Origin of the sequence: Thiomonas sp. FB-Cd (assembly GCF_000733775.1) — a bacterium.
Classification (GTDB): Bacteria; Pseudomonadota; Gammaproteobacteria; order Burkholderiales; family Burkholderiaceae_C; genus Thiomonas_A.
In genome coordinates this window covers 269,506-286,850 of the sequence record NZ_JPOE01000005.1, presented here as the reverse complement: position 1 = coordinate 286,850, position 17,345 = coordinate 269,506, and the positions used below count along the sequence as shown (strand labels likewise).

Below are 17,345 nucleotides of genomic sequence, written 5' to 3'. Positions count from 1 at the left end.
GGGCGGTCTCGGTTTGTCGATGCGACGCAGGTAGCCAGCCAAGCTGCTGCGTCAGTCGGGCTCTTGGCGCAGCTTCGAACCGATGCGACCCTGGAACCAGGGGGAAACGGCGTGGCGGTGGCGGGCATGATGTCTAAAATCCTCTGCACGAAAGACGATGGGCCTGAAGTCGGGCGGGACTGATGCGAAATATGACTACGGCTGTCAATGACTACGTGCTGACTTTGTCTTGTGCAGACACCAAAGGTATCGTCTACTCGGTGTCAGGGTTGTTGTACCAGGCTGGTTGCAACATCCTGGATTCACAACAGTTTGGCGATCCTGCGACGCGTCTTTTTTTCATGCGGGTGCACTTTGCCGCGCCGCCGCATTTGGATGGGCCCGATAAATTGGACCTGCTCTTTGGTGACCTTCGCCGGCGCTTTGCAATGCGCGCGGCTATCCACGCTGTTGCCCGCCGAGCGCGGGTGCTGATCGCCGTAAGCCGCCAAGCCCATTGCCTTAACGATCTGCTGTTTCGTTGGCGTGCGGGCCAGCTGCCGATGGATGTTGTGGGCGTCGTCTCCAACCACCCCGACTGTGCAGGATTGGCGGACCACTACGGTGTGCCTTTCCACCACGCAGCGCTACCGCCAATGCCCGATAAGGCAGCGAAGCGCGCTCAGGAATTGCATATCGAAACGCTGGTGCGTGAACAGCATATCGATTTGTTGGTGCTGGCGCGTTACATGCAAATCCTGAGCCCGGAATTTTGCGCCGCCTTCAATGGCTGCGCCATTAACATCCACCATTCATTCCTGCCGAGTTTCAAGGGGGCACGACCCTATGCGCAGGCGCATGATCGCGGGGTCAAGCTCATTGGTGCCACGGCGCATTATGTGACAGCGGAACTGGACGAAGGCCCCATCATTGAGCAAGATGTGGTGCGGGTGGATCACAGCCAAAGCGTTGATGCGTTGACGGCCGCGGGGCAGGACGTGGAGAACCAGGTGCTTGCCCGCGCCGTGCGCTGGCATGTCGAGCGGCGCATCCTGCTCAACGGACACAAGACCGTGGTGTTCCAATAAGCGGATCGCAGCACGATTGCGCATCTAGCCACCCACTGCAATAACCGGATACTTTCATGCCACGTCCTTCCGCGCCGCGCGCCAGTTTGCAAAGCTCTGCCGAGGCAGCCGAGGCGGCCTTTTACGAGGCCCTGCAGGCCGCGGACGTGGACGCGCTCATGCAGGTCTGGGCAGATGATGACGATCTGGTCTGCGTTCATCCCGGCGGACCACGCATCGTGGGGGCAGCGGCAATTCGTTCGAGTTTCGAGCAACTGCTTGCCGGGGGCGCGTTGCGTATTGTCCCGGAGCGTGTACTGCGCTCGGTCACCTTGGGCTGCGCCGTGCACAACGTGGTGGAACGGGTGGTGATGCAGAGCAAGCCCGGCGAGCAGCAGTTTGGATTCGTTTTGGCAACCAATGCCTACACCAAGACGCCTGACGGGTGGCGTATGGTGCTGCACCACGCAAGTCCTGCGACGGCGCATGAGGTGGCGGAAGTCATGTCCATGCCCGAGCGCTTGCACTGAGGGGCCAGCCAGTATGGGTGATGGCCCTGTGGGTTTCGGTCTGGGGCGCGACCTCCCTTTGCGGCGAAGCGACGCGTTATACGTCGCGCCGCGCTGGCTTCCCGGGGCGCATGCGCAAACCATCTGGCCGGCGCTTTTTTCCCGTCCGGCATCTGCGGGGATGCCTTTGCAGTGGGCACGGGAACGATGGGACACCCCTGATGGTGATTTCATCGACGTTGACCGCATCTCTGTTGAAAGGCGCGGCGCCGCACCACTGATCGTGCTGTTCCACGGATTGGAAGGCTCGTCGCGAAGTCATTACGCACAAGCGGTAGCCCATGCTTGCATGCGAGCGGGATGGAGTATCGCTGTGCCCCATTTCCGGGGTTGCTCAGGGGAGCCGAACCGTGCGCCGCGTGCCTACCACTCGGGGGACTGGCCTGAGATTGACTGGATCGTGCGGCGCTTTCGCGCAACCCACAGCGGTGCGCTGCATGCGATCGGTGTTTCACTCGGTGGCAATGCGCTTCTGCGATGGGCGGAGGAAGCGGGCCATGCGGCGATGGACGTTGTTCATTCCTTGGTCAGTGTGAGCGCGCCTATTGATTTGGCTGCTGGCGGCGCGGCGATCTCGCGCGGGTTTAACCGCTTGATATACACGCGCATGTTTCTGCGCACGCTCAAACCCAAGGCGATCGATATGGTGCACAGGTATCCAGGATTGGCCGATGCGCGCGCCATCGCGGCGGCACAAGACCTTCGCGCTTTCGATAATGCGTTTACCGCGCCTGTGCATGGATTTCGTGATACCGATGACTACTGGCGGCGGGCTTCAGCCAAACCACACCTGGCGCGTATCCGCGTACCGACACTGCTCATCAACGCCCGAAATGATCCCTTTCTTCCAGCCAGCGCCTTGCCTGCAGCGGGTGAAATCGCGCCCGGTGTGTGGCTGGAGCAGCCAGAGGAGGGCGGGCATGTCGGCTTTGCCAGGGGAGGCCCGCCTGGGGTCCTGGACTGGCTACCGCAGCGCATACTGCAGTTTTTTGCTCACGGGCTGTGAGATGGATGATCTCGTTCTGCAGGCATTAAAGCGGTGGCCTGATGTGCCGGCCTGCACAGGCTGGCTGGCACTGGACGCACGCGGCGACTGGTGGATACGCGATGCCGAAGTGCATCCATGGCCGCGCTCGCCACAGGGCCTTCTTGACAAGACTGGCGCAAGCAGGGTGCAGAACTGGAAGCTGATTGGCTTCATTCAGCGCAACTACGCCGCAGACGCGCAAGGCTACTGGTTCTTCCAGAATGGGCCACAGCGGGTGTATGTCGACCTTGAAGCGGCGCCGCTCGTGTTGCGTCTGCAGGTCAAGGCGGACTCGCCGACAGACCTAATGTGGACCACACAGACTGGGCAAGCCTGCAAACCACATGCTGCGTATGTCGATGAGCTGGGTCGCTTATTTCTCGCTACCAGCGCGGGCCCCGGCGTATTGCACAGCCTCGACGTGGCCCTTCTCACACCGTGGCTTGACGAATCGCTTCAATTCCTGAGCCTGCCTAGGGTGCCAACCATGGTGCTCGAAACCTTGCAGAGTGAGGCGCTGCAGCACCGACTAAGGTTTCAAGTGCAGCCGTCATCCGTTTTGCGCTTTCCGAGTTAGCTAGCCAGGGAACGCCGAAAAAAAACCGCACGTGGCGCGATGCGGTGGAATTGCGTGGCCACAGAGACCAAGCGCGTCTGAGTTGTCCCGGCGGCGCCTCGCCACACACGGCTCACTTTGATTGCGCAACCATGTAATCGACCGCTGCCTTGACGTCCGCGTCGGTTGCGGTACTCCCACCTTTGGGAGGCATCATTCCGCGTTTGCCTGTGTAGCCATGGATGGCCCGGTCATAGAGCGTGGGCATTCCTTGGGCAATGATTGGGCCCCAATCGGCCTTGTCGCCGAATTTCGGGGCGCCCGCGATGCCTGCGCCGTGACAGGCTATGCAGGTGCTTTCGTACAGTTTTTTGCCAGCGTCGGCGGTTGCAACTGCACCCGCTGCCGCACCGCCATTGGATGGCTGCGAACCTGTGCCGGCTGCAGATGCGCTACTCGTTGGCGCAACGTTTGAGCTTGAGCTTGAGGTGGCGGTGGCTTGTGACGCGGTCTGCGCACTGGATGCCACCGCGATCTGTGCCACCGGTGCGATGCGCTGATCCGTGGCCGCCGTGGACAGCGAGCCCGAACCGGCGGGGGCACCGACTCGTTGGAAATGAAATGCACAATCAACAGCAGTGCAATGATGGGGGTAGCAAAACCAATAAGAAGAATGATGATCGTTTTGCGCAGTGTCGATGCAAACGGAAGATCACTACCTTCGCTGGAGGTTTTTGTTTGATGTGAGCTCATGATCAGTGCGGTGGAATGAACAATATCAAGATCGTGCAACTCGCCAAATGATATGAGCTCTTCGCTTGGCGTTGACCCGCACTATCCCGAATAGGGCACCTGATACACTGCCAAGTTGAGGTTCGTCTTGATGCAGGTGGCGCGTCCTGTGGGCTTCAATCGCCGCCTTCCGATACGATGCATCTGGCCCCATGCCTCCCCCATGCGCACTGCGCGCAGCCGCTGGAGTATCGCCATCGAAAAGTAGAGGTCATCTTGGCGGGGCGTTAAGATGACCATTGCACGCCAGCCTGTGAAGGCATGGTCATGCGCCCGTAGCTCAGTGGATAGAGTATTGGCCTCCGAAGCCAAGGGCCGCTGGTTCGATTCCAGCCGGGCGCACCATGAAGTCCCCAGTAAAACAAAAATTTAGTAGACAGCGCTCATCGCGGGCGCCGCGCCTTTGGCGTCCAAAAGCACCGATTCTGGGGGACAATTTCCCCATGGGTACCATGTTGGCATGGACGAGCTGCACGACAAGGGCGTGCATTGCCGTGCGCCAGGTCGGGAGGTCGGGAAAGAAGCTGTGTGGTGGGACGGACCTCGTTGAAGTCACGGCGCCATTCAGCGACGGTCGCCCTGCCTTGGTGCAGCGTTTCGAATACATTGGTACTGGAGTTCAGACTGCCCGCGCTGCCCCATTGAAGCGCAATGCACGCGCAGCCCGTATCGGCGGTTCAGTGATGTGTGAGCACGAAGACGTCCTCGAAGCCATGCAGCGCCGCCTGGGTGGGTCCCCATGCATGACGCGCGTTCGAAGGCGAACCGTCGAGCATCGCTTCGGCACCATCCAGTTCTCGATGGGGACTCGACACTTCCCGATGCGATCCCTCCGGCAGGTTTAGACCGAGATGAGTTTGCATGTGCTGGCCTACAACGTGAACAAATGCCCGCGCATTCCCCTTCCTCGCCCGGCCCGACGCACAGCGTCGCTCAGGCGAAGCCGACCGGGCAGGAGGGGGTCAAGCGGGCGACTTTCGCTCGTTGTTCCTCTCCAGGCTGGATAAAATACCAGTATGCAACGGCGCAAAGTCACGCTCAAGCCGTATCCCAATGCCGCGCAAGCTGCGCGGCTTGAGGCGTGGACGCGGCTGCACTGCGAGTTGTACAACGCGGCGCTGGAAGAACGCATCGACGCCTGGCGCAAGGCCAGGAAGTCGATCAGCTACTTCGACCAGCAAAACGCGCTGCCACAGATCAAGGCGGATCGGCCTGAGTTCATCGCGCTCGGCAGTCATGCCTTGCAGCAGACGCTGCGGCGGCTGGATCTCGCCTTCCAGTCGTTCTTTCGCCGGGTCAAAGCTGGTCAAACGCCCGGATTCCCGCGGTTCAAGGCCGCCAAGCGGTTCTCCGGCTTCTCATACCCCGACCCAGCTGGCTGGAAGCTCATGCAGCATGGCGGCCGTGGTGCCACGCTGCGCTTGGGAAGCGGCGATGCGGCGATGTCCATTCGGGCGCGCGGCCGGCACCGCTTCGGGGTTGAGGCCAAACCCAACGACATCACGCTCACGCGCAGGAACGATCAGTGGTTCGTGTCGGTGACGCTGCGCGTGCCCGATGCGGCCTGTGCGCGTGAGCGCACCGCTGATTTTCGACGTGGCGTGGATTTCGGGATCAACGACTGGGCGACGTTCGACGAGGGTCCGCCCATCGCGAACCCGCGCTGGCTGCGCGAGGAACTGCCGCACCTTGCCGCGCTGCAGCGGCAGCGCGCCAGGAAGAAGAACGGATCGTTGCGCTTCAAACGGCTCGGGCGTCGCATCGCGCGGCTGCACGAGCGTATCGGCAATCGGCGCCGGGACTTCGTGCACAAGGAAACAACCAGGATGGTGCGGCAATGCGCCGTCCTGGCGACTGAGCAACTGGCTCCGAAGACCATGAGCCGCAGCGCGAAGGGCACGGTGGATGCACCGGGCCGTCGCGTGCGGCAAAAGGCCGGACTCAACCGGGAGATCCTCTCGGCAGGGTTCGGCGTGGCGCATTCGATGCTCGCGTACAAAGCGGAAGAAGCTGGTACGCGGCTGCATCTGAGCAATACGCGCCAGCTCAAACCGTCGCAACGCTGCGCGGCGTGCTGGGAGATTGTGCCCAAGACGCTCGCAGACCGCATGCATGTCTGCCCGCACTGCGGGCATGTCATGCAACGCGACCAGAACAGCGCGTTGGTGGTGCTCATCGACGCGAACACGCCTGGAATGGGCGTGGCGGCGAGACCGAAACCTCTGCCACGGCAACGTGGCAAGTCGAAGTCTGTGACCCGCGAAACCCCCACGACAACCGCGCAAGCGGTTTAGTGGCGGGAGAGTTCATGCGGATCATCCAGATCACATCGGAATGCCGGGAGGCTCGGCGAGCGCGTTCTATCAGTCTTTTCCAAATCAGGTACGGGCCTGGAGCAGGCTGGGATCGGAGGGTGCAGCGCGTCGATCCGTTTTGGATGGAAGTCAGTGTATCGGGGCCTTGATCAAGCGCTTGCTGGGATTCTCCTGAACAGGGCGGCGCGTGCTTCGTTGAGTTCCTCGGCGGCCTGCACGTCGGTGAGCGCGCGTGCGAGTTGCTGCAGGTGTTCGAGGGTGATGTCCTGGCGCAGGCATCTGGCGGCCTCGGGCAGGCTGGCGAGCTTGTCCAGTGGGGTCATGGCGTCGGCGGGGCGGTAGACGCGTTTGATGCGCCCGGGCTTTTTGGGGTCGGGGACCTCGGTGGCGAACAGGCAGGGGCGGTGGAAGTTCAGGAGCGGGTCGAGGTACTCGACGCAGAACGTGTTGAAGCGCGCAGCGTGGCGCTGAGGGATGTGGGCGTAGCCGAAGACCCTTGCGCACCACGGGATCGCTGAATATCTGGAAATAAAGTGCGTCGTCCTAAAGCCGATTTCGGACCGTTCGGGGGGTGAGCTCCGCAAGGCTTCGCACGGTCCCGCGGCGTTTGTTGAGATTTTCTGAGCTGTAAGAACTTACCAATCGAGCACATCCATGCGATATCACCTTGCGCAACTCAATATTGCCGTGGCAGAGGCCCCATTGAGTAGCCCGGAAATGCACGACTTCGTCACCAATCGAGAGCGGATCAAGGCACTTGCCACGGCTGACCAGGGTTTTGTGTGGCAGCACATATCGGAAGACGGCGACGCCCATGTATTGCTGGAGGCGACGAATCCTGTCCTGTTTAATCTCTCCATCTGGCGAAGCCTTGACGCACTGATTGGCTTTGTCTATAAATCCGAGCATGCCCAATACATTCGCTGCAGGAAGGATTGGTTCACGCGATTGAGTCAACCGCATGTGGTGCTCTGGTGGGTTGCTCAAAACCATCGTCCTTCGGTGCGTGAGGCCAAGTCAAAACTGGATCTCTTGGTGAGCCGCGGCCCGACGCCAGAGGCGTTCGCGTTCAGACGGATCTTTCCACCGCCAAGCGATGCGCCATCCTTAACGAGCGAGCCGGAAGCGATGCTCCGTCCAACATCGGCCTTCGCTGAAATCTCACGAAGGCGCTGAAGTATCCTTGATTCCCGATTTTGGCATTGGCACTTGGCCGCCCATGGCTTTCACTCCCCAGACCCCGATCTCTGAGACCTCTATGGCTATTCCTTCCCGTTTCATGCTGCGCGCCAAAATTCACCGTGCCACGCTCACCGGTGCTGACTTGCATTACGAGGGATCGTGCGGAATTGACCTGAACCTGCTCAATGCATGCGACATCATCGCGGGCGAGCAAATCGAGATCTACAACGTTACGAACGGTGCACGCTTAAGCACCTACGCGATCGCGGAACCTGCAGGAAGCAGCCGCATCACCCTTAACGGGTCCGCCGCCCGCCATGCTGCAATCGGTGATTTGCTCATCATCTGCACCTACTCCCTCATGGATGACGCCACAGCGCGGGCATTCTGCCCGCGGATTGCGCTACTCGACCCAAATAACTGCATCGCCGCGACGAAGGAATGACGGCCCCGGTTTCCATTGCGGCTAAGTCGCAGTTAATGCGTACTCACCTGAGATTGATTAATGCGGGTTGAGTGGCGTCGGCACCGTCTCTGGATAGCGGCGCTTGAGCAAAAGGTATAGAAGCACCGGCACGATCAGCAGGGTGAGGAACGTGCCGACGATGAGCCCGCCGATGGCCACCACCGCGAGTGGCGACAGCCGCTCCAGCCCGACCGCCCACTCGAATGCCACCGGCACCATGCCGACGGCTGCGGCGGCGGCCGTCATCAGGATCGGTCGGGTGCGCAGATCCACTGCCTGCAGGATGGCAGCTTTGAGCGGCACGCCGCGGTTGAGTGCCTCCTGCGCAAAGTCCACGAGCAGAATACCGTTCTTGACGATGATACCCATGAGCAGGATCAGTCCCATGAACGATGGCATGCAGCCGTGCTTGTCGGCGATCAGCATGGCCCAGGCGGCGCCGATCACCGCCAGCGGCAGCGTGACCAGGATGGCGATCGGGGTGACGAATGAGCGAAAGGCGATCACGAGCACGACGGCCAACAGCACGATGCCCAAAGCGAGTGACTGACCAAGGCGCACGAATGAGGCATTCATCTCCTTCATCTCGCCTTCGTCGGAGATGCTGTAACCGCGCGGCAATTGCAGACCCTTGAGTGCCTCAGCCACGTGGTTATCGAGCGCGGTCACCGAAATGTTGCGGCGATAGCCGATCACGTCCACGGTGCGCACCAAATTCTGGTGGGTGTAGGACGTGGGTGCATAGACGGTTTTGACCGTGGCCACCTGCGCCAGCGGCACGACGGCGCCGCTGGGCGCGGTGATTGTCAGCGCGGCGATGGCTGGCGGGCTGGATCGTTCGTCCGCGCGCAGCCGTACCCACACGGGAATGCTGTTCTCGCCCTGCACGCGCAGGCTGCCGCCCGGAATGCCATTGACCTGCGCCGCGACCTGCTGTGCGATGGCGCCCGGGGTGAGTCCATAGCTCGACGCCTTGGCACCCTCCACGTCAAGCTGCAGGCGCTTGGAATCGCCTTGCCAGCTACGCTCGAAGCCGGTGAGCCCGCCGACCTTGGCCAGTCGCGCCTGCAACTCGTTGGCAATATGGTCGAGCACCCGCCAGTCGGGGCCGCTGACCATCAGGTCCACGGTGCCGCGAATCGATGACAGGGGTGTGGCGCCGTAGACAACCGCATTGGCATCGATCACGCCGGGAATGGCGCGCACCTTGTCCTGGATGATCTTGTTGAGCTGGAAAATGGTCTCGTCACGGTGGAACCGGTCGACCAGGTTGACCGTGGCCATTCCCTGCGAGAAGATGCGCGCGGCACCAAAAGATTTGTCCTGCGGCTCGGCACCGACCACCGTCGAGGTGGAGATCAACCAGTCCGGCTTGACCGAGGCGCGAATTGCGGCATCGACTTGTTTGGCGATGCGCTGCATCTGGGCGGCGTCGGTGTCGGGTTGCGCCTCGAAACTGACTTGGGTGATGCCGGAGTCCATCAGCGGCATGAGTTCGCGGCCGACCACCGGCAATTGCCGCAGCGAGACGGCCGTGAGCACCAGGGCAATGAACAGCACACGCTTGGGGTGTTCCAAGGCCCAGCTCACCGTGCCCGCATAAAAACGCTTGAGCGGCTTGAGCACCCAGGTGTCGAAGTAGGACAAGGGCTTGCGCAGCGGATCGCGCGCACCGGGCTTGAGCAGCCAGGGCGTGAGCAGTGGGATGATGGTCACCGCGACGATGAACGAGGCGGCCAGCGCCACCATGAGACTCACCGACAGCGGCCGCAGCACCGTTTGCACGAAGCCGCCGATGAACACGATGGGTAGCAGCACCACACCGTTGGCAAGGGTGCCCGAGAGCACCGCCAGCATCACCTCCTGCGTGCCGTTGGCCGCCACCGCAAATCCCGATTCGCCATGCTCGCGCATGCGTCGCTCGATGTTCTCGATCACCACGATGGCGTCATCGGCCAGCAGGCCCACGGCGATGATGATGGCCGTGAGGGTGATCATGTCGAACTCGTAGCCGATGAGCTTCATGACCAAAAAAGTGAGCAGGTAGGTGAACGGCAGCGACAAGGCGGTGATGAAGGCGGCACGGGTGTCAGCGAGAAACAGCAGGATCACGAAAACCGTCATGATCAGCGCATCGCGCAGTGCGCCGAGCATGTTGTCCACGGTGAGATCGATCAGCCGCAACTGGCCGTCGGCCTGTGCGATGTGCAGCATCGGGAATTCGGCACGGATGGCCGGCAGCGCCGCGTCGATATTGCGCGCGGTGGTCGCGGCGTAGCCGTTGTCCCCGCGCAGCAGCGAGACCGCGATGGCCTCTTTGCCGTTGCCGCGGTAAAGCGAGGTCGGGTCGGCATCGTCCCAGCCCACCTTGCCCAGATCGCCCACGCGCACGAAGCCGCCGCCAGGCAGCGGCACCTGAGCGTCGGCGAGTTGCTGCGGATTGTGCGCCAGGGCGTTCAGCGTCAGCAAAAAGCGGTAGCCATCGCGATGCACCAGCCCTTGCGGCGCGGTGATATTGCTCGACGCCAGCGCTGCGGCCACTTGTGCCACGTTCAGGTGATGCGCGGCCAGCGCACTGCGGTCGAGATCGACCTGCGCCTGCCGGGTGTGCCCACCGAACACTTCGACCTCGGATACGCCGGGGATGCGCAGCAGTCGGTCGCGGAACTGGTTTTCGGCAATGCGCCGCACCTCGCTCAAACCGAGGTTGGACTGCGCCGCTGGTGTGAGCGCCAGCACCGTGACCGGTTGCGCCGCGTTGGTGATGCGGAAGATCACCGGCGCACGTGTGCCTGCGGGCAGGCTGGACTCCACCCGCTTGAGCTCGGTCAGCACCTTGGTGGCGGCGATGTTGATGTCGTTTCCGTATTCGAACTCGACCGTCACCGCCGACACCTGATCGCGCGACACCGAGGTGACGCGGCGCACGCCGTCGATGGCCGAGAGCTGGGTTTCGATCGGATGGGTGACGTCCTGTTCCACGTCGCTGGCCTCGGCGCCCGGCCATTGCGTGACCACGCTGATCATCGGCCGGTTGGTGTCCGGGAACAGATTCATCGGCATGGTGAAGTACGCCGCAATGCCGGCCACCACCACCAACAAAGCAATGGCAATGATGGCGTGCGGCCTGCCGAGCAGGCGTTGCATGCCGTTCATTGCGCTGCTCCTGCCGCAGTCGCGGTCACTGCCGCGTCGCCGTCGCGCATTTGCGCCAGCACCGCGGTTTGACCGACCACCACCTGCTCACCCGGCTGCAGCGAACCGCTGACCGCCGCGGCGTTGGCCCCTTCCTGCAGCACCTTGACCGGCACGATGCGCAGCCGCCCCGGCTCACCCGCCTTGGCGCCCGGGTTGAATGCCACCACATGCGCGTGGTCGCCGCTGCCGACTACCGCCGCTGCGGGCACGGTCAGCGTCGACGCCGCTTGCGATTGCAGCGCGATGGTCGCGGCCACACTGCTGCCACTGGGCAGACCGAAGGGGCTGCTCGGGGCATCGGCCTCGACCGTGCCCAACCCGGCGGCATTGACTGCCGGTGCGATGCGGCTGATGGGCAGCGTGAGCGAGGCGCCGCCTTGATGAAGCCGTAAGGAATCATCCGGCTTGACCTCGGCGAGCTGGTCGGCGGGCAGGCTGACGCGTACCACTGCACCCTGGCCTGCGGTGAGTTGATAGACCGGTTTGCCCGCGGCGGCAGTGTCGCCCACCTCCACGAGACGCTGAGCGACGACGGCGTTCTGCGGTGCGCGGATCTCGGCATAGCCCAGGTTGACGCGTAATGCGGCGATTTGGTCGGACAGCGCCTGCACCGAGGCACGCGCGGCGTCGGTCGCGGTACGCGCCTGGTCGGCTTGCGCCTGACTCACACCCCCTTCGGCCAGCACGGCGTCGGTGCGCGCCTGCTGTTTGGCAGCGTAGTCGGCGTTGGCACGGGCGGCGATGCGCTGCTGCTCCAAGGCCGCGATATTGCTGGCAATCGCGCGGGAGTCGATGCGCGCGAGCAACTCACCGCGCTTGACCGCCACACCCGAGCGCGGGCCGACAAAGGTCACCGTGCCCTGAATTTGCGGCGACAGCGTGATGACATTGGGAGCTTCCACCGTGGCCACGCTTTGTAGGCTGTTGGCGACGACGCCATGACCGACCGTGCCGGTCTGCACCGCCCACGGCGTGGCCATGGCGGGCGGGCTGGCATCGGCCTGATGCAGGCGGTGTAAGTGCAGCCACAGGCCACCGGCGATCAGCAGGATGGAAATGAGCAGCAGATACCAAAGCTTGCGCTTGCGCGCAGGGGCGGTAGAAGCAGTAGTGACGCGTGTCGTCATGGCTGAGTACTCGATGCGGTTGAATTGGTCGTGTGCAAGGCTGCGGGCGGCTCACCGTAGGCATAGCGCAGCGCATCATCGGCCTGCCACCAGCCGACCAGCGCGCTGGCCACCGTTGCGCGGGCGCTGGCCAGTGCCGCTTCGGCATCGATGAGGTCGGTCGCGGAGCCCAGGCCGTTCTTGAACCGGTCCTGCTCGATGCGTGCGCTTTCCGCTGCCGCGCCCAGTCCTGATTCGGCGGCGCGCCACGACTGATCCTGTGAGTTCCACAGCGCCAACGCACCATCCCGCGCAGCGCGCAGATTGTCCTGCGCAGATTGCACTTGTTGCTGCGCCTGGTCGACCGCGGCCTGCGCGGCATCGACCGCCGCCGTCTGCGCCCCGCCCGACCAGAGATTGAAGGTCACGCCGAGGTTGAACTGCCAGGTGTCGATGGCACGGTTGTCCCAATGCACCGCGTTGCGGTTCCAGCCACCAGTGGCAGCGAACTGCGGCAGCATGGCCCGCTGCGCCGAACGCACCTTGTCCTGACTGGCCTGCAACGCGCTTTGCGCCGCCTGGATCGACGGCGGCAGCAGATCGCGGTTGGCTGGGAAGTGCGATGGCCCGGAGCCCGGCGCGGGCACGGCAGCGTTGAAGCTGGGCACGCCCATCACCGCAGCGAGCTGCGCGCGCAGCTTGCGTTCCTGCCCGTCGACGCTAGCGAGCTGCGCCTGTGCCGCAGCCACCGCCGCCTGCACCCGCAGCAGATTGACGCGGGCGATGTTGCCGACCTTCAGCCCGGCCCGGGCCACGCGCATGCTGGCTTGCAGCGATTGCAATTGCTTGTCCAGGGCCTGCCGCTGCCCGGCCAGCGCCTGCAGGTTGCGAAAGAGCGTGGCGCCTTGCAGCAGGGCGCGCAGCCTCACGTCGTCGGCGCTCCACTGCGCACCGGCGGCGCGGGCGCGGGCGGCATCGACCTCGGCGGCGATCTGGCCGCTGAGATCGATCGGCAGCTGCGCGTTCAAACCATAGCCGAACTGATCAGCCGAAAACGGATAGGCCGCCACATTCGGCGGCAGGGTGATCGCGCGAGTCAGCCGCGGATCGTTGTAGTGCTGCGACAGCGCGTAGGCATCAACCTTGCCGAACCACGCCGCGCGCGCCTGCTGCACCTGCGCATCGGCTTGCGTCCGGGCGGCCTGGGCAGCGAGCACGTCGGGGGAACGCGCGCCGATGATCTGCAGTACCGCACCCAGATTGGCCACGGGCTTGGCTGGTGCCGCGGCTACAGGCGCCGAGGCGGTGTTCGCCGGATTTGGCGCATGCGCCGCAGGGGGCTGCTGCGCCAGGGCGAGCCGCGCCGCGGTGAGCAAAACAAGCGCCAGCGCGACACGCTGCCGCGTGGGCCAGATCGGAAAATTTCGGTTCATGATGGATCGGCGGATGGCTGGACAGGGGTCAGACTGCCCCGTTCGATGTGGCCTTCGAGTTGTGTGCCGCCTGCGACCGTGTTGTAGACGGTGCCGAACTGCTGCACATTGTGGTGTAGCAGGGCAAGACGATGAGCGTCTTCGTCGGTATCGACGATGATGCGGTAGCTGATGCGCTGCATCCTGGGTGGCGTGTCCTGGCGCTCGCCATGCACCTCGATGTGCACGCGGCTGTAGCGGAATTTGAGGATCGGCGCGACCCGTTCGATGTTCTTGAGCATGCACGCCCCCACCGCAGCGAGGAGCAACTCGGCAGGATTGAACGCATCGGCGCGCCCTTCCAGCGCGGAATCGACTTTGATGCGCGCCTCCTTGCAGTGCGCCTGGCTGCCGTCGGCATCGATTCGGTCCAGCGTCACGTCATAAGTCAACATTGGCATCTCCGGCCTGTCAGCCGCCTGCGGCGCAACGCTGAAAAGCGCGAAGGTGGCGATCGGTCGAGGCACTTTGCAGTGCGCGATACACCGCAAGAATGTCCTCGCGCTGCGTGCTCTGCAGCAAGCGGTCATACAGCGCGGCGTTGTCGATTTCGCCCTGTACGGACTGGACGCAGGCCGCATGGATCGAGTCATAGCGGGGCACCCGTCCAGGCCAGCGATTCGCCACCGGCGTCACGCCATAACGCGCGCAGAGATCGAGCAAAGCGTCGATATGACGCTGCTCGGCCTCCACAATATTGCTGAAAGGCCGCTGGACGCCGAAATCACGGATCACTTGATCATAGGTTGCCCAGGCTTTGTATTCATCGTCCAGCGCGTCGAGCAGGCCCTGCGCTTCCGCAGGGAGAAGCGTTGTTGAATTTTGCATCAGGTTCACCATGTTTTCATGAAAGCGTCACTCCAGAAGACGGAGCGGCACAGAAAAGGATGCAGCGAAACGCCATGTTTATGTTGGGTTGGTTTGATCTGGATCAGACGCACCCCGTGTCCAGGGCCAATCAGGTATCGACAGGCTGTTCGACCCTCCGTCCCCAGGCCAGCCGCAAACCCTGCAACCACAGTCCGCAGAGCACCAGCAGGCCGAGCGCCGCAGTCAGCGGGTGCAGACTCACGCTGGCAAAGCCCATCACCTTCCGCAACCCCGGAATCAGCAGCACCGCGGCCAGCACCGCCGCCACTGCAGCGAACATGCGCGCCAGCCACGGATTGTCTGCGCGCAGGTTGAACATCGCAGCATGGCGCAGATCGCGGTTGGACACGATCAGCAGGAACAGCGCGAGTACCAGCGCCACGAACACCGCCAGCCGCAAATTGCCCTCGCCCCAGCCAGTCGTCGCCTGCAGCCCGGCGTGCCCGGCCAAGAGTACTGCGGCGATGCCCAGCCCCTGCAGCAAGGCAAAGCCGATATTGTCCAGGGTGAACGGGCTGGCGGCCAGCGGCCGTGGCGGGCGCTGCATCACATCGGCTGCCGCCGGCTCGGCCTCGAACACGATGGAACAGGCCGGGTCGATGAGCAGCTCCAGCAGCACGATGTGCACCGGCAGCAGAAGTACTGGCCAGTGCAGCAGAGCCGGCAGCAGTGCCAGCGCGATGATCGGCATGTGCACGGCGAACACGAAGCGCGTGGCCTTGGTGATGTTGTCGAAAATGCGTCGTCCGCCGCGGATGGCCTGCACGATGCTGGCAAAGCTGTCGTCGAGCAGCACCAGCGCGGCCGCCTCGCGCGCCACATCGGTGCCGCGCTCGCCCATGGCGATGCCCACGTCGGCGGCCTTCAGCGCCGGGGCGTCGTTAACCCCGTCGCCGGTCATCGCCACCACCTGGCCGTCAGCCTGCAACGCGCGCACCAGACGCAACTTGTGCTCGGGCGCGAGGCGGGCGCAGACGTCTACGTGGCGAAGACGCTCGCGCAGCGCGGCGTCCTCCAGCGCGGCGAGTTCCGGGCCGGTGACGACCTCGGCCCGCTCCGACAACCCCACCTGCGCGGCGATGGCCCGCGCAGTGGCCGGATGGTCGCCCGTCATCATCACGATGCGCACCCCGGCGGCGCGGCATTCGGCGATTGCCGCAGGCACGTCGGGGCGCGGTGGATCGATCAGGCCGATGAGGCCAAGAAAGCTGAAATCGAAGTCATGCTGGCTTGCGGGCCAAGGGGCGCCTGCCGTGGCCGCCTGCCAGGTTCCACGCGCCACCCCCAGCACCCGCAAGCCGCGTGCGGCCATGGCTTCGACTTGATGTGCAATCGCCGCACGCTCAGGCGCGGGCAGGTGGCAGAGCTCGGCCACCGCTTCGGGCGCACCCTTGGTGGCCAGCGCATAGGTGTCGGGCCGGGCGTCGGCGAACACGCGGGTCATGGCCAGGATATCCGGCGCGAGGTCGTACTGGTGCGACAGGTTGCGATCGTCGTGCACATGCTCAGTGCCCGCTAGCCGCGCACGGCCAAAGACCTGGATGGCCCTTTCCATCGGGTCGAACGGGTCGAGCGGGGTCGCGAGCATGGCGAACTCGACCAGAGGGTGAAACGGCTCGGGCAATTCGGCATGGTCGGCGTCGAACCGGGCTTCGCTCATGGCCAGTTCGGCGACCTGCATGCGGTTCTGCGTCAGCGTGCCTGTCTTGTCCACGGCCAGTACGGTGATCGCCCCCAGCGCTTCGACCGCAGGCACGCGGCGCGTGAGCACCTTGGTCTTGGACAGCCGCCAGGCGCCCAGCGCAAGGAACACGGTGAGGATGACCGGGATTTCCTCCGGCAGGATGGCCATGGCCAGCGCGACGCCCGACAGCAGGCTCTTGAGCAGCGAGCGTCCGTCCCACGCCCAGCTCACCAGCACCAGTGCCAGCGCCAGCCCGAGTGCGACCATCGTCAGGTTGCGGATCAGCCCGCGCGAAGCGCGCTGCAGGCCGGAATCCATCTCAGCCGTCCTACCCAACGCCGTGCCGATGCCACCCACTACGGTGAGTGCGCCGGTGGCTTGCACCACTGCGCGCCCCACGCCCTTGGTGACCACGGTGCTGGCAAATAGCGTGGCGCCGCTAGCTTCGCCTGGGGCGGCGGCCGGGTGAACCACGGCATCGGGCAGCTTGCTCACCGGCACGGACTCACCTGTGAGCAGCGACTCGTCGACGTCGAGCTGGCCAATGATCAATTGCGCATCGGCCGGAATGCGGTCGCCCTCGTGCAGAACCAACAGGTCGTCGACCACCACGTCGCGCCCGGCAATGCGTTGTTCGCGGCCATCCCGGATGACCAGCGCGCGCGGTGCTGACAGGTCGCGCAGCGATTCCAGCGCGCGCTGGGTCTTGCGCTCCTGCCCCAAGGTGATGCCGATCACCACGAACACGAAGCCCAGCAGGAACAGTGCCTCGCCGCGGTCGCCAAGTAGCAAGTAGATGCCACCGGCGGCCAGCAGCATGAGAAACATTGGCTCGCGCAGCACTCCCAGCGCAATGACCCAGGCGGGTTTGGGCGCGGCGCCGGGCAGCAGGTTTGGGCCGCCGACAGCCAGCCGTCGTGCTACCTCGGCGCTCAATAATCCCTGGCGGGTGTCGTCCGCTCCTGTCGATACCGCGTCCGGATCCACGTCATCCCTTCGATTCGCGGCCCGATCAGGTTGCCCCATCACGCGTCACGATGGCGGCAACCGACAGCCTCACGC

17 protein-coding genes and 1 tRNA gene are annotated in these 17,345 nt (G+C 63.9%); 8 read left to right on the top strand and 10 right to left on the bottom strand.

The window, feature by feature from the left end:
- Positions 1-191 precede the first annotated feature (191 nt).
- From purU to CD04_RS22060, 4 genes are read left to right on the top strand one after another with little or no spacing between them, the layout of a single operon-like run.
- Entirely contained in the window at positions 192-1,067 is an 876-nt protein-coding gene (purU, locus tag CD04_RS0114920; RefSeq protein ID WP_031408171.1) for a formyltetrahydrofolate deformylase, read from the top strand.
- Between the two features lie 56 nt (positions 1,068-1,123).
- Positions 1,124-1,576, top strand: coding sequence for a nuclear transport factor 2 family protein (locus CD04_RS0114915; protein ID WP_031408169.1), 453 nt, complete (start codon positions 1,124-1,126; stop codon positions 1,574-1,576).
- Positions 1,577-1,589: 13 nt separating this feature from the next.
- Positions 1,590-2,621, top strand: coding sequence for a YheT family hydrolase (locus tag CD04_RS0114910; protein WP_081858038.1), 1,032 nt, complete (start codon positions 1,590-1,592; stop codon positions 2,619-2,621).
- Between the two features lies 1 nt (position 2,622).
- A complete protein-coding gene (locus CD04_RS22060; protein WP_038168435.1) occupies positions 2,623-3,219 on the top strand; it encodes a DUF2946 family protein in 597 nt (198 codons plus the stop codon).
- Between the two features lie 112 nt (positions 3,220-3,331).
- Here CD04_RS22060 and CD04_RS24845 read toward each other — a convergent pair whose 3' ends face one another.
- Positions 3,332-3,526, bottom strand: a complete 195-nt coding sequence (locus CD04_RS24845) for a cytochrome c5 family protein (RefSeq protein ID WP_231480714.1) — start codon at positions 3,524-3,526, stop codon at positions 3,332-3,334.
- 17 nt (positions 3,527-3,543) lie between these two features.
- Positions 3,544-3,990, bottom strand: a complete 447-nt coding sequence (locus CD04_RS24840) for a hypothetical protein (RefSeq protein ID WP_231480735.1) — start codon at positions 3,988-3,990, stop codon at positions 3,544-3,546.
- A 269-nt stretch (positions 3,991-4,259) separates the two neighbouring features.
- On the opposite strand from CD04_RS24840, the gene CD04_RS0114890 reads away from it, so the two are divergent.
- Positions 4,260-4,335, top strand: a tRNA-Arg gene (locus tag CD04_RS0114890).
- A 332-nt stretch (positions 4,336-4,667) separates the two neighbouring features.
- Here CD04_RS0114890 and CD04_RS23865 read toward each other — a convergent pair.
- Complete coding sequence (locus CD04_RS23865) at positions 4,668-4,853, bottom strand: hypothetical protein (RefSeq protein ID WP_156030303.1); 186 nt, start codon at positions 4,851-4,853, stop codon at positions 4,668-4,670.
- 153 nt (positions 4,854-5,006) lie between these two features.
- Between CD04_RS23865 and CD04_RS0114880 the strand changes: the two genes are divergently transcribed.
- The gene (locus CD04_RS0114880; protein WP_031408158.1) at positions 5,007-6,284 is read left to right on the top strand and encodes an RNA-guided endonuclease TnpB family protein; all 1,278 of its coding nucleotides are present in this window, start codon (positions 5,007-5,009) and stop codon (positions 6,282-6,284) included.
- 170 nt (positions 6,285-6,454) lie between these two features.
- On the opposite strand, the gene CD04_RS22050 is transcribed toward CD04_RS0114880, so the two are convergent.
- On the bottom strand, positions 6,455-6,889 hold the full coding sequence (locus CD04_RS22050) for a hypothetical protein (RefSeq protein ID WP_038168433.1): 435 nt from the start codon (positions 6,887-6,889) through the stop codon (positions 6,455-6,457).
- 70 nt (positions 6,890-6,959) lie between these two features.
- Between CD04_RS22050 and CD04_RS0114870 the strand changes: the two genes are divergently transcribed.
- Both CD04_RS0114870 and panD read left to right on the top strand, forming a co-directional pair.
- Positions 6,960-7,481: a DUF3291 domain-containing protein gene (locus CD04_RS0114870; RefSeq protein ID WP_081858037.1), complete on the top strand. Its 522-nt coding sequence runs from the start codon at positions 6,960-6,962 to the stop codon at positions 7,479-7,481.
- Positions 7,482-7,563: 82 nt separating this feature from the next.
- Positions 7,564-7,932: an aspartate 1-decarboxylase gene (panD, locus tag CD04_RS0114865; protein WP_038168432.1), complete on the top strand. Its 369-nt coding sequence runs from the start codon at positions 7,564-7,566 to the stop codon at positions 7,930-7,932.
- Positions 7,933-7,989: 57 nt separating this feature from the next.
- On the opposite strand, the gene CD04_RS0114860 is transcribed toward panD, so the two are convergent.
- The 6 genes from CD04_RS0114860 to CD04_RS0114835 all read right to left on the bottom strand — a co-directional run bounded on the left by CD04_RS0114860 (position 7,990) and on the right by CD04_RS0114835 (position 17,309).
- Positions 7,990-11,109: an efflux RND transporter permease subunit gene (locus tag CD04_RS0114860; protein WP_031408153.1), complete on the bottom strand. Its 3,120-nt coding sequence runs from the start codon at positions 11,107-11,109 to the stop codon at positions 7,990-7,992.
- A complete protein-coding gene (locus CD04_RS0114855) occupies positions 11,106-12,278 on the bottom strand; it encodes an efflux RND transporter periplasmic adaptor subunit (protein WP_031408151.1) in 1,173 nt (390 codons plus the stop codon). Before CD04_RS0114855 ends, CD04_RS0114860 begins: the two co-directional genes overlap by 4 nt.
- Complete coding sequence (locus tag CD04_RS0114850) at positions 12,275-13,690, bottom strand: TolC family protein (protein WP_031408149.1); 1,416 nt, start codon at positions 13,688-13,690, stop codon at positions 12,275-12,277. The genes CD04_RS0114855 and CD04_RS0114850 overlap by 4 nt, the downstream gene beginning before the upstream one ends.
- Positions 13,687-14,124: an OsmC family protein gene (locus CD04_RS0114845; RefSeq protein WP_031408147.1), complete on the bottom strand. Its 438-nt coding sequence runs from the start codon at positions 14,122-14,124 to the stop codon at positions 13,687-13,689. Before CD04_RS0114845 ends, CD04_RS0114850 begins: the two co-directional genes overlap by 4 nt.
- A gap of 16 nt (positions 14,125-14,140) precedes the next feature.
- Positions 14,141-14,557 carry a DUF2202 domain-containing protein gene (locus CD04_RS0114840; protein WP_051849498.1) on the bottom strand — a complete coding sequence of 139 codons (417 nt, stop codon included), beginning with the start codon at positions 14,555-14,557 and terminating at the stop codon, positions 14,141-14,143.
- 130 nt (positions 14,558-14,687) lie between these two features.
- A complete protein-coding gene (locus tag CD04_RS0114835) occupies positions 14,688-17,309 on the bottom strand; it encodes a cation-translocating P-type ATPase (protein WP_081858036.1) in 2,622 nt (873 codons plus the stop codon).
- Between the last annotated feature and the right edge of the window lie 36 nt (positions 17,310-17,345).

Excerpts from the sequence above, each read along its gene's own strand:
- purU (WP_031408171.1), top strand. The coding sequence starts at position 192 with ATGACTACGGCTGTCAATGACTACGTGCTGACTTTGTCTTGTGCAGAC.
- CD04_RS0114915 (WP_031408169.1), top strand. The coding sequence starts at position 1,124 with ATGCCACGTCCTTCCGCGCCGCGCGCCAGTTTGCAAAGCTCTGCCGAG.
- CD04_RS0114910 (WP_081858038.1), top strand. The coding sequence starts at position 1,590 with ATGGGTGATGGCCCTGTGGGTTTCGGTCTGGGGCGCGACCTCCCTTTG.
- CD04_RS22060 (WP_038168435.1), top strand. The coding sequence starts at position 2,623 with ATGGATGATCTCGTTCTGCAGGCATTAAAGCGGTGGCCTGATGTGCCG.
- CD04_RS23865 (WP_156030303.1), bottom strand. The coding sequence starts at position 4,853 with ATGCAAACTCATCTCGGTCTAAACCTGCCGGAGGGATCGCATCGGGAA.
- CD04_RS0114880 (WP_031408158.1), top strand. The coding sequence starts at position 5,007 with ATGCAACGGCGCAAAGTCACGCTCAAGCCGTATCCCAATGCCGCGCAA.
- CD04_RS0114870 (WP_081858037.1), top strand. The coding sequence starts at position 6,960 with ATGCGATATCACCTTGCGCAACTCAATATTGCCGTGGCAGAGGCCCCA.
- panD (WP_038168432.1), top strand. The coding sequence starts at position 7,564 with ATGGCTATTCCTTCCCGTTTCATGCTGCGCGCCAAAATTCACCGTGCC.
- CD04_RS0114860 (WP_031408153.1), bottom strand. The coding sequence starts at position 11,109 with ATGAACGGCATGCAACGCCTGCTCGGCAGGCCGCACGCCATCATTGCC.
- CD04_RS0114855 (WP_031408151.1), bottom strand. The coding sequence starts at position 12,278 with ATGACGACACGCGTCACTACTGCTTCTACCGCCCCTGCGCGCAAGCGC.
- CD04_RS0114850 (WP_031408149.1), bottom strand. The coding sequence starts at position 13,690 with ATGAACCGAAATTTTCCGATCTGGCCCACGCGGCAGCGTGTCGCGCTG.
- CD04_RS0114845 (WP_031408147.1), bottom strand. The coding sequence starts at position 14,124 with ATGTTGACTTATGACGTGACGCTGGACCGAATCGATGCCGACGGCAGC.
- CD04_RS0114840 (WP_051849498.1), bottom strand. The coding sequence starts at position 14,557 with ATGCAAAATTCAACAACGCTTCTCCCTGCGGAAGCGCAGGGCCTGCTC.
- CD04_RS0114835 (WP_081858036.1), bottom strand. The coding sequence starts at position 17,309 with ATGGGGCAACCTGATCGGGCCGCGAATCGAAGGGATGACGTGGATCCG.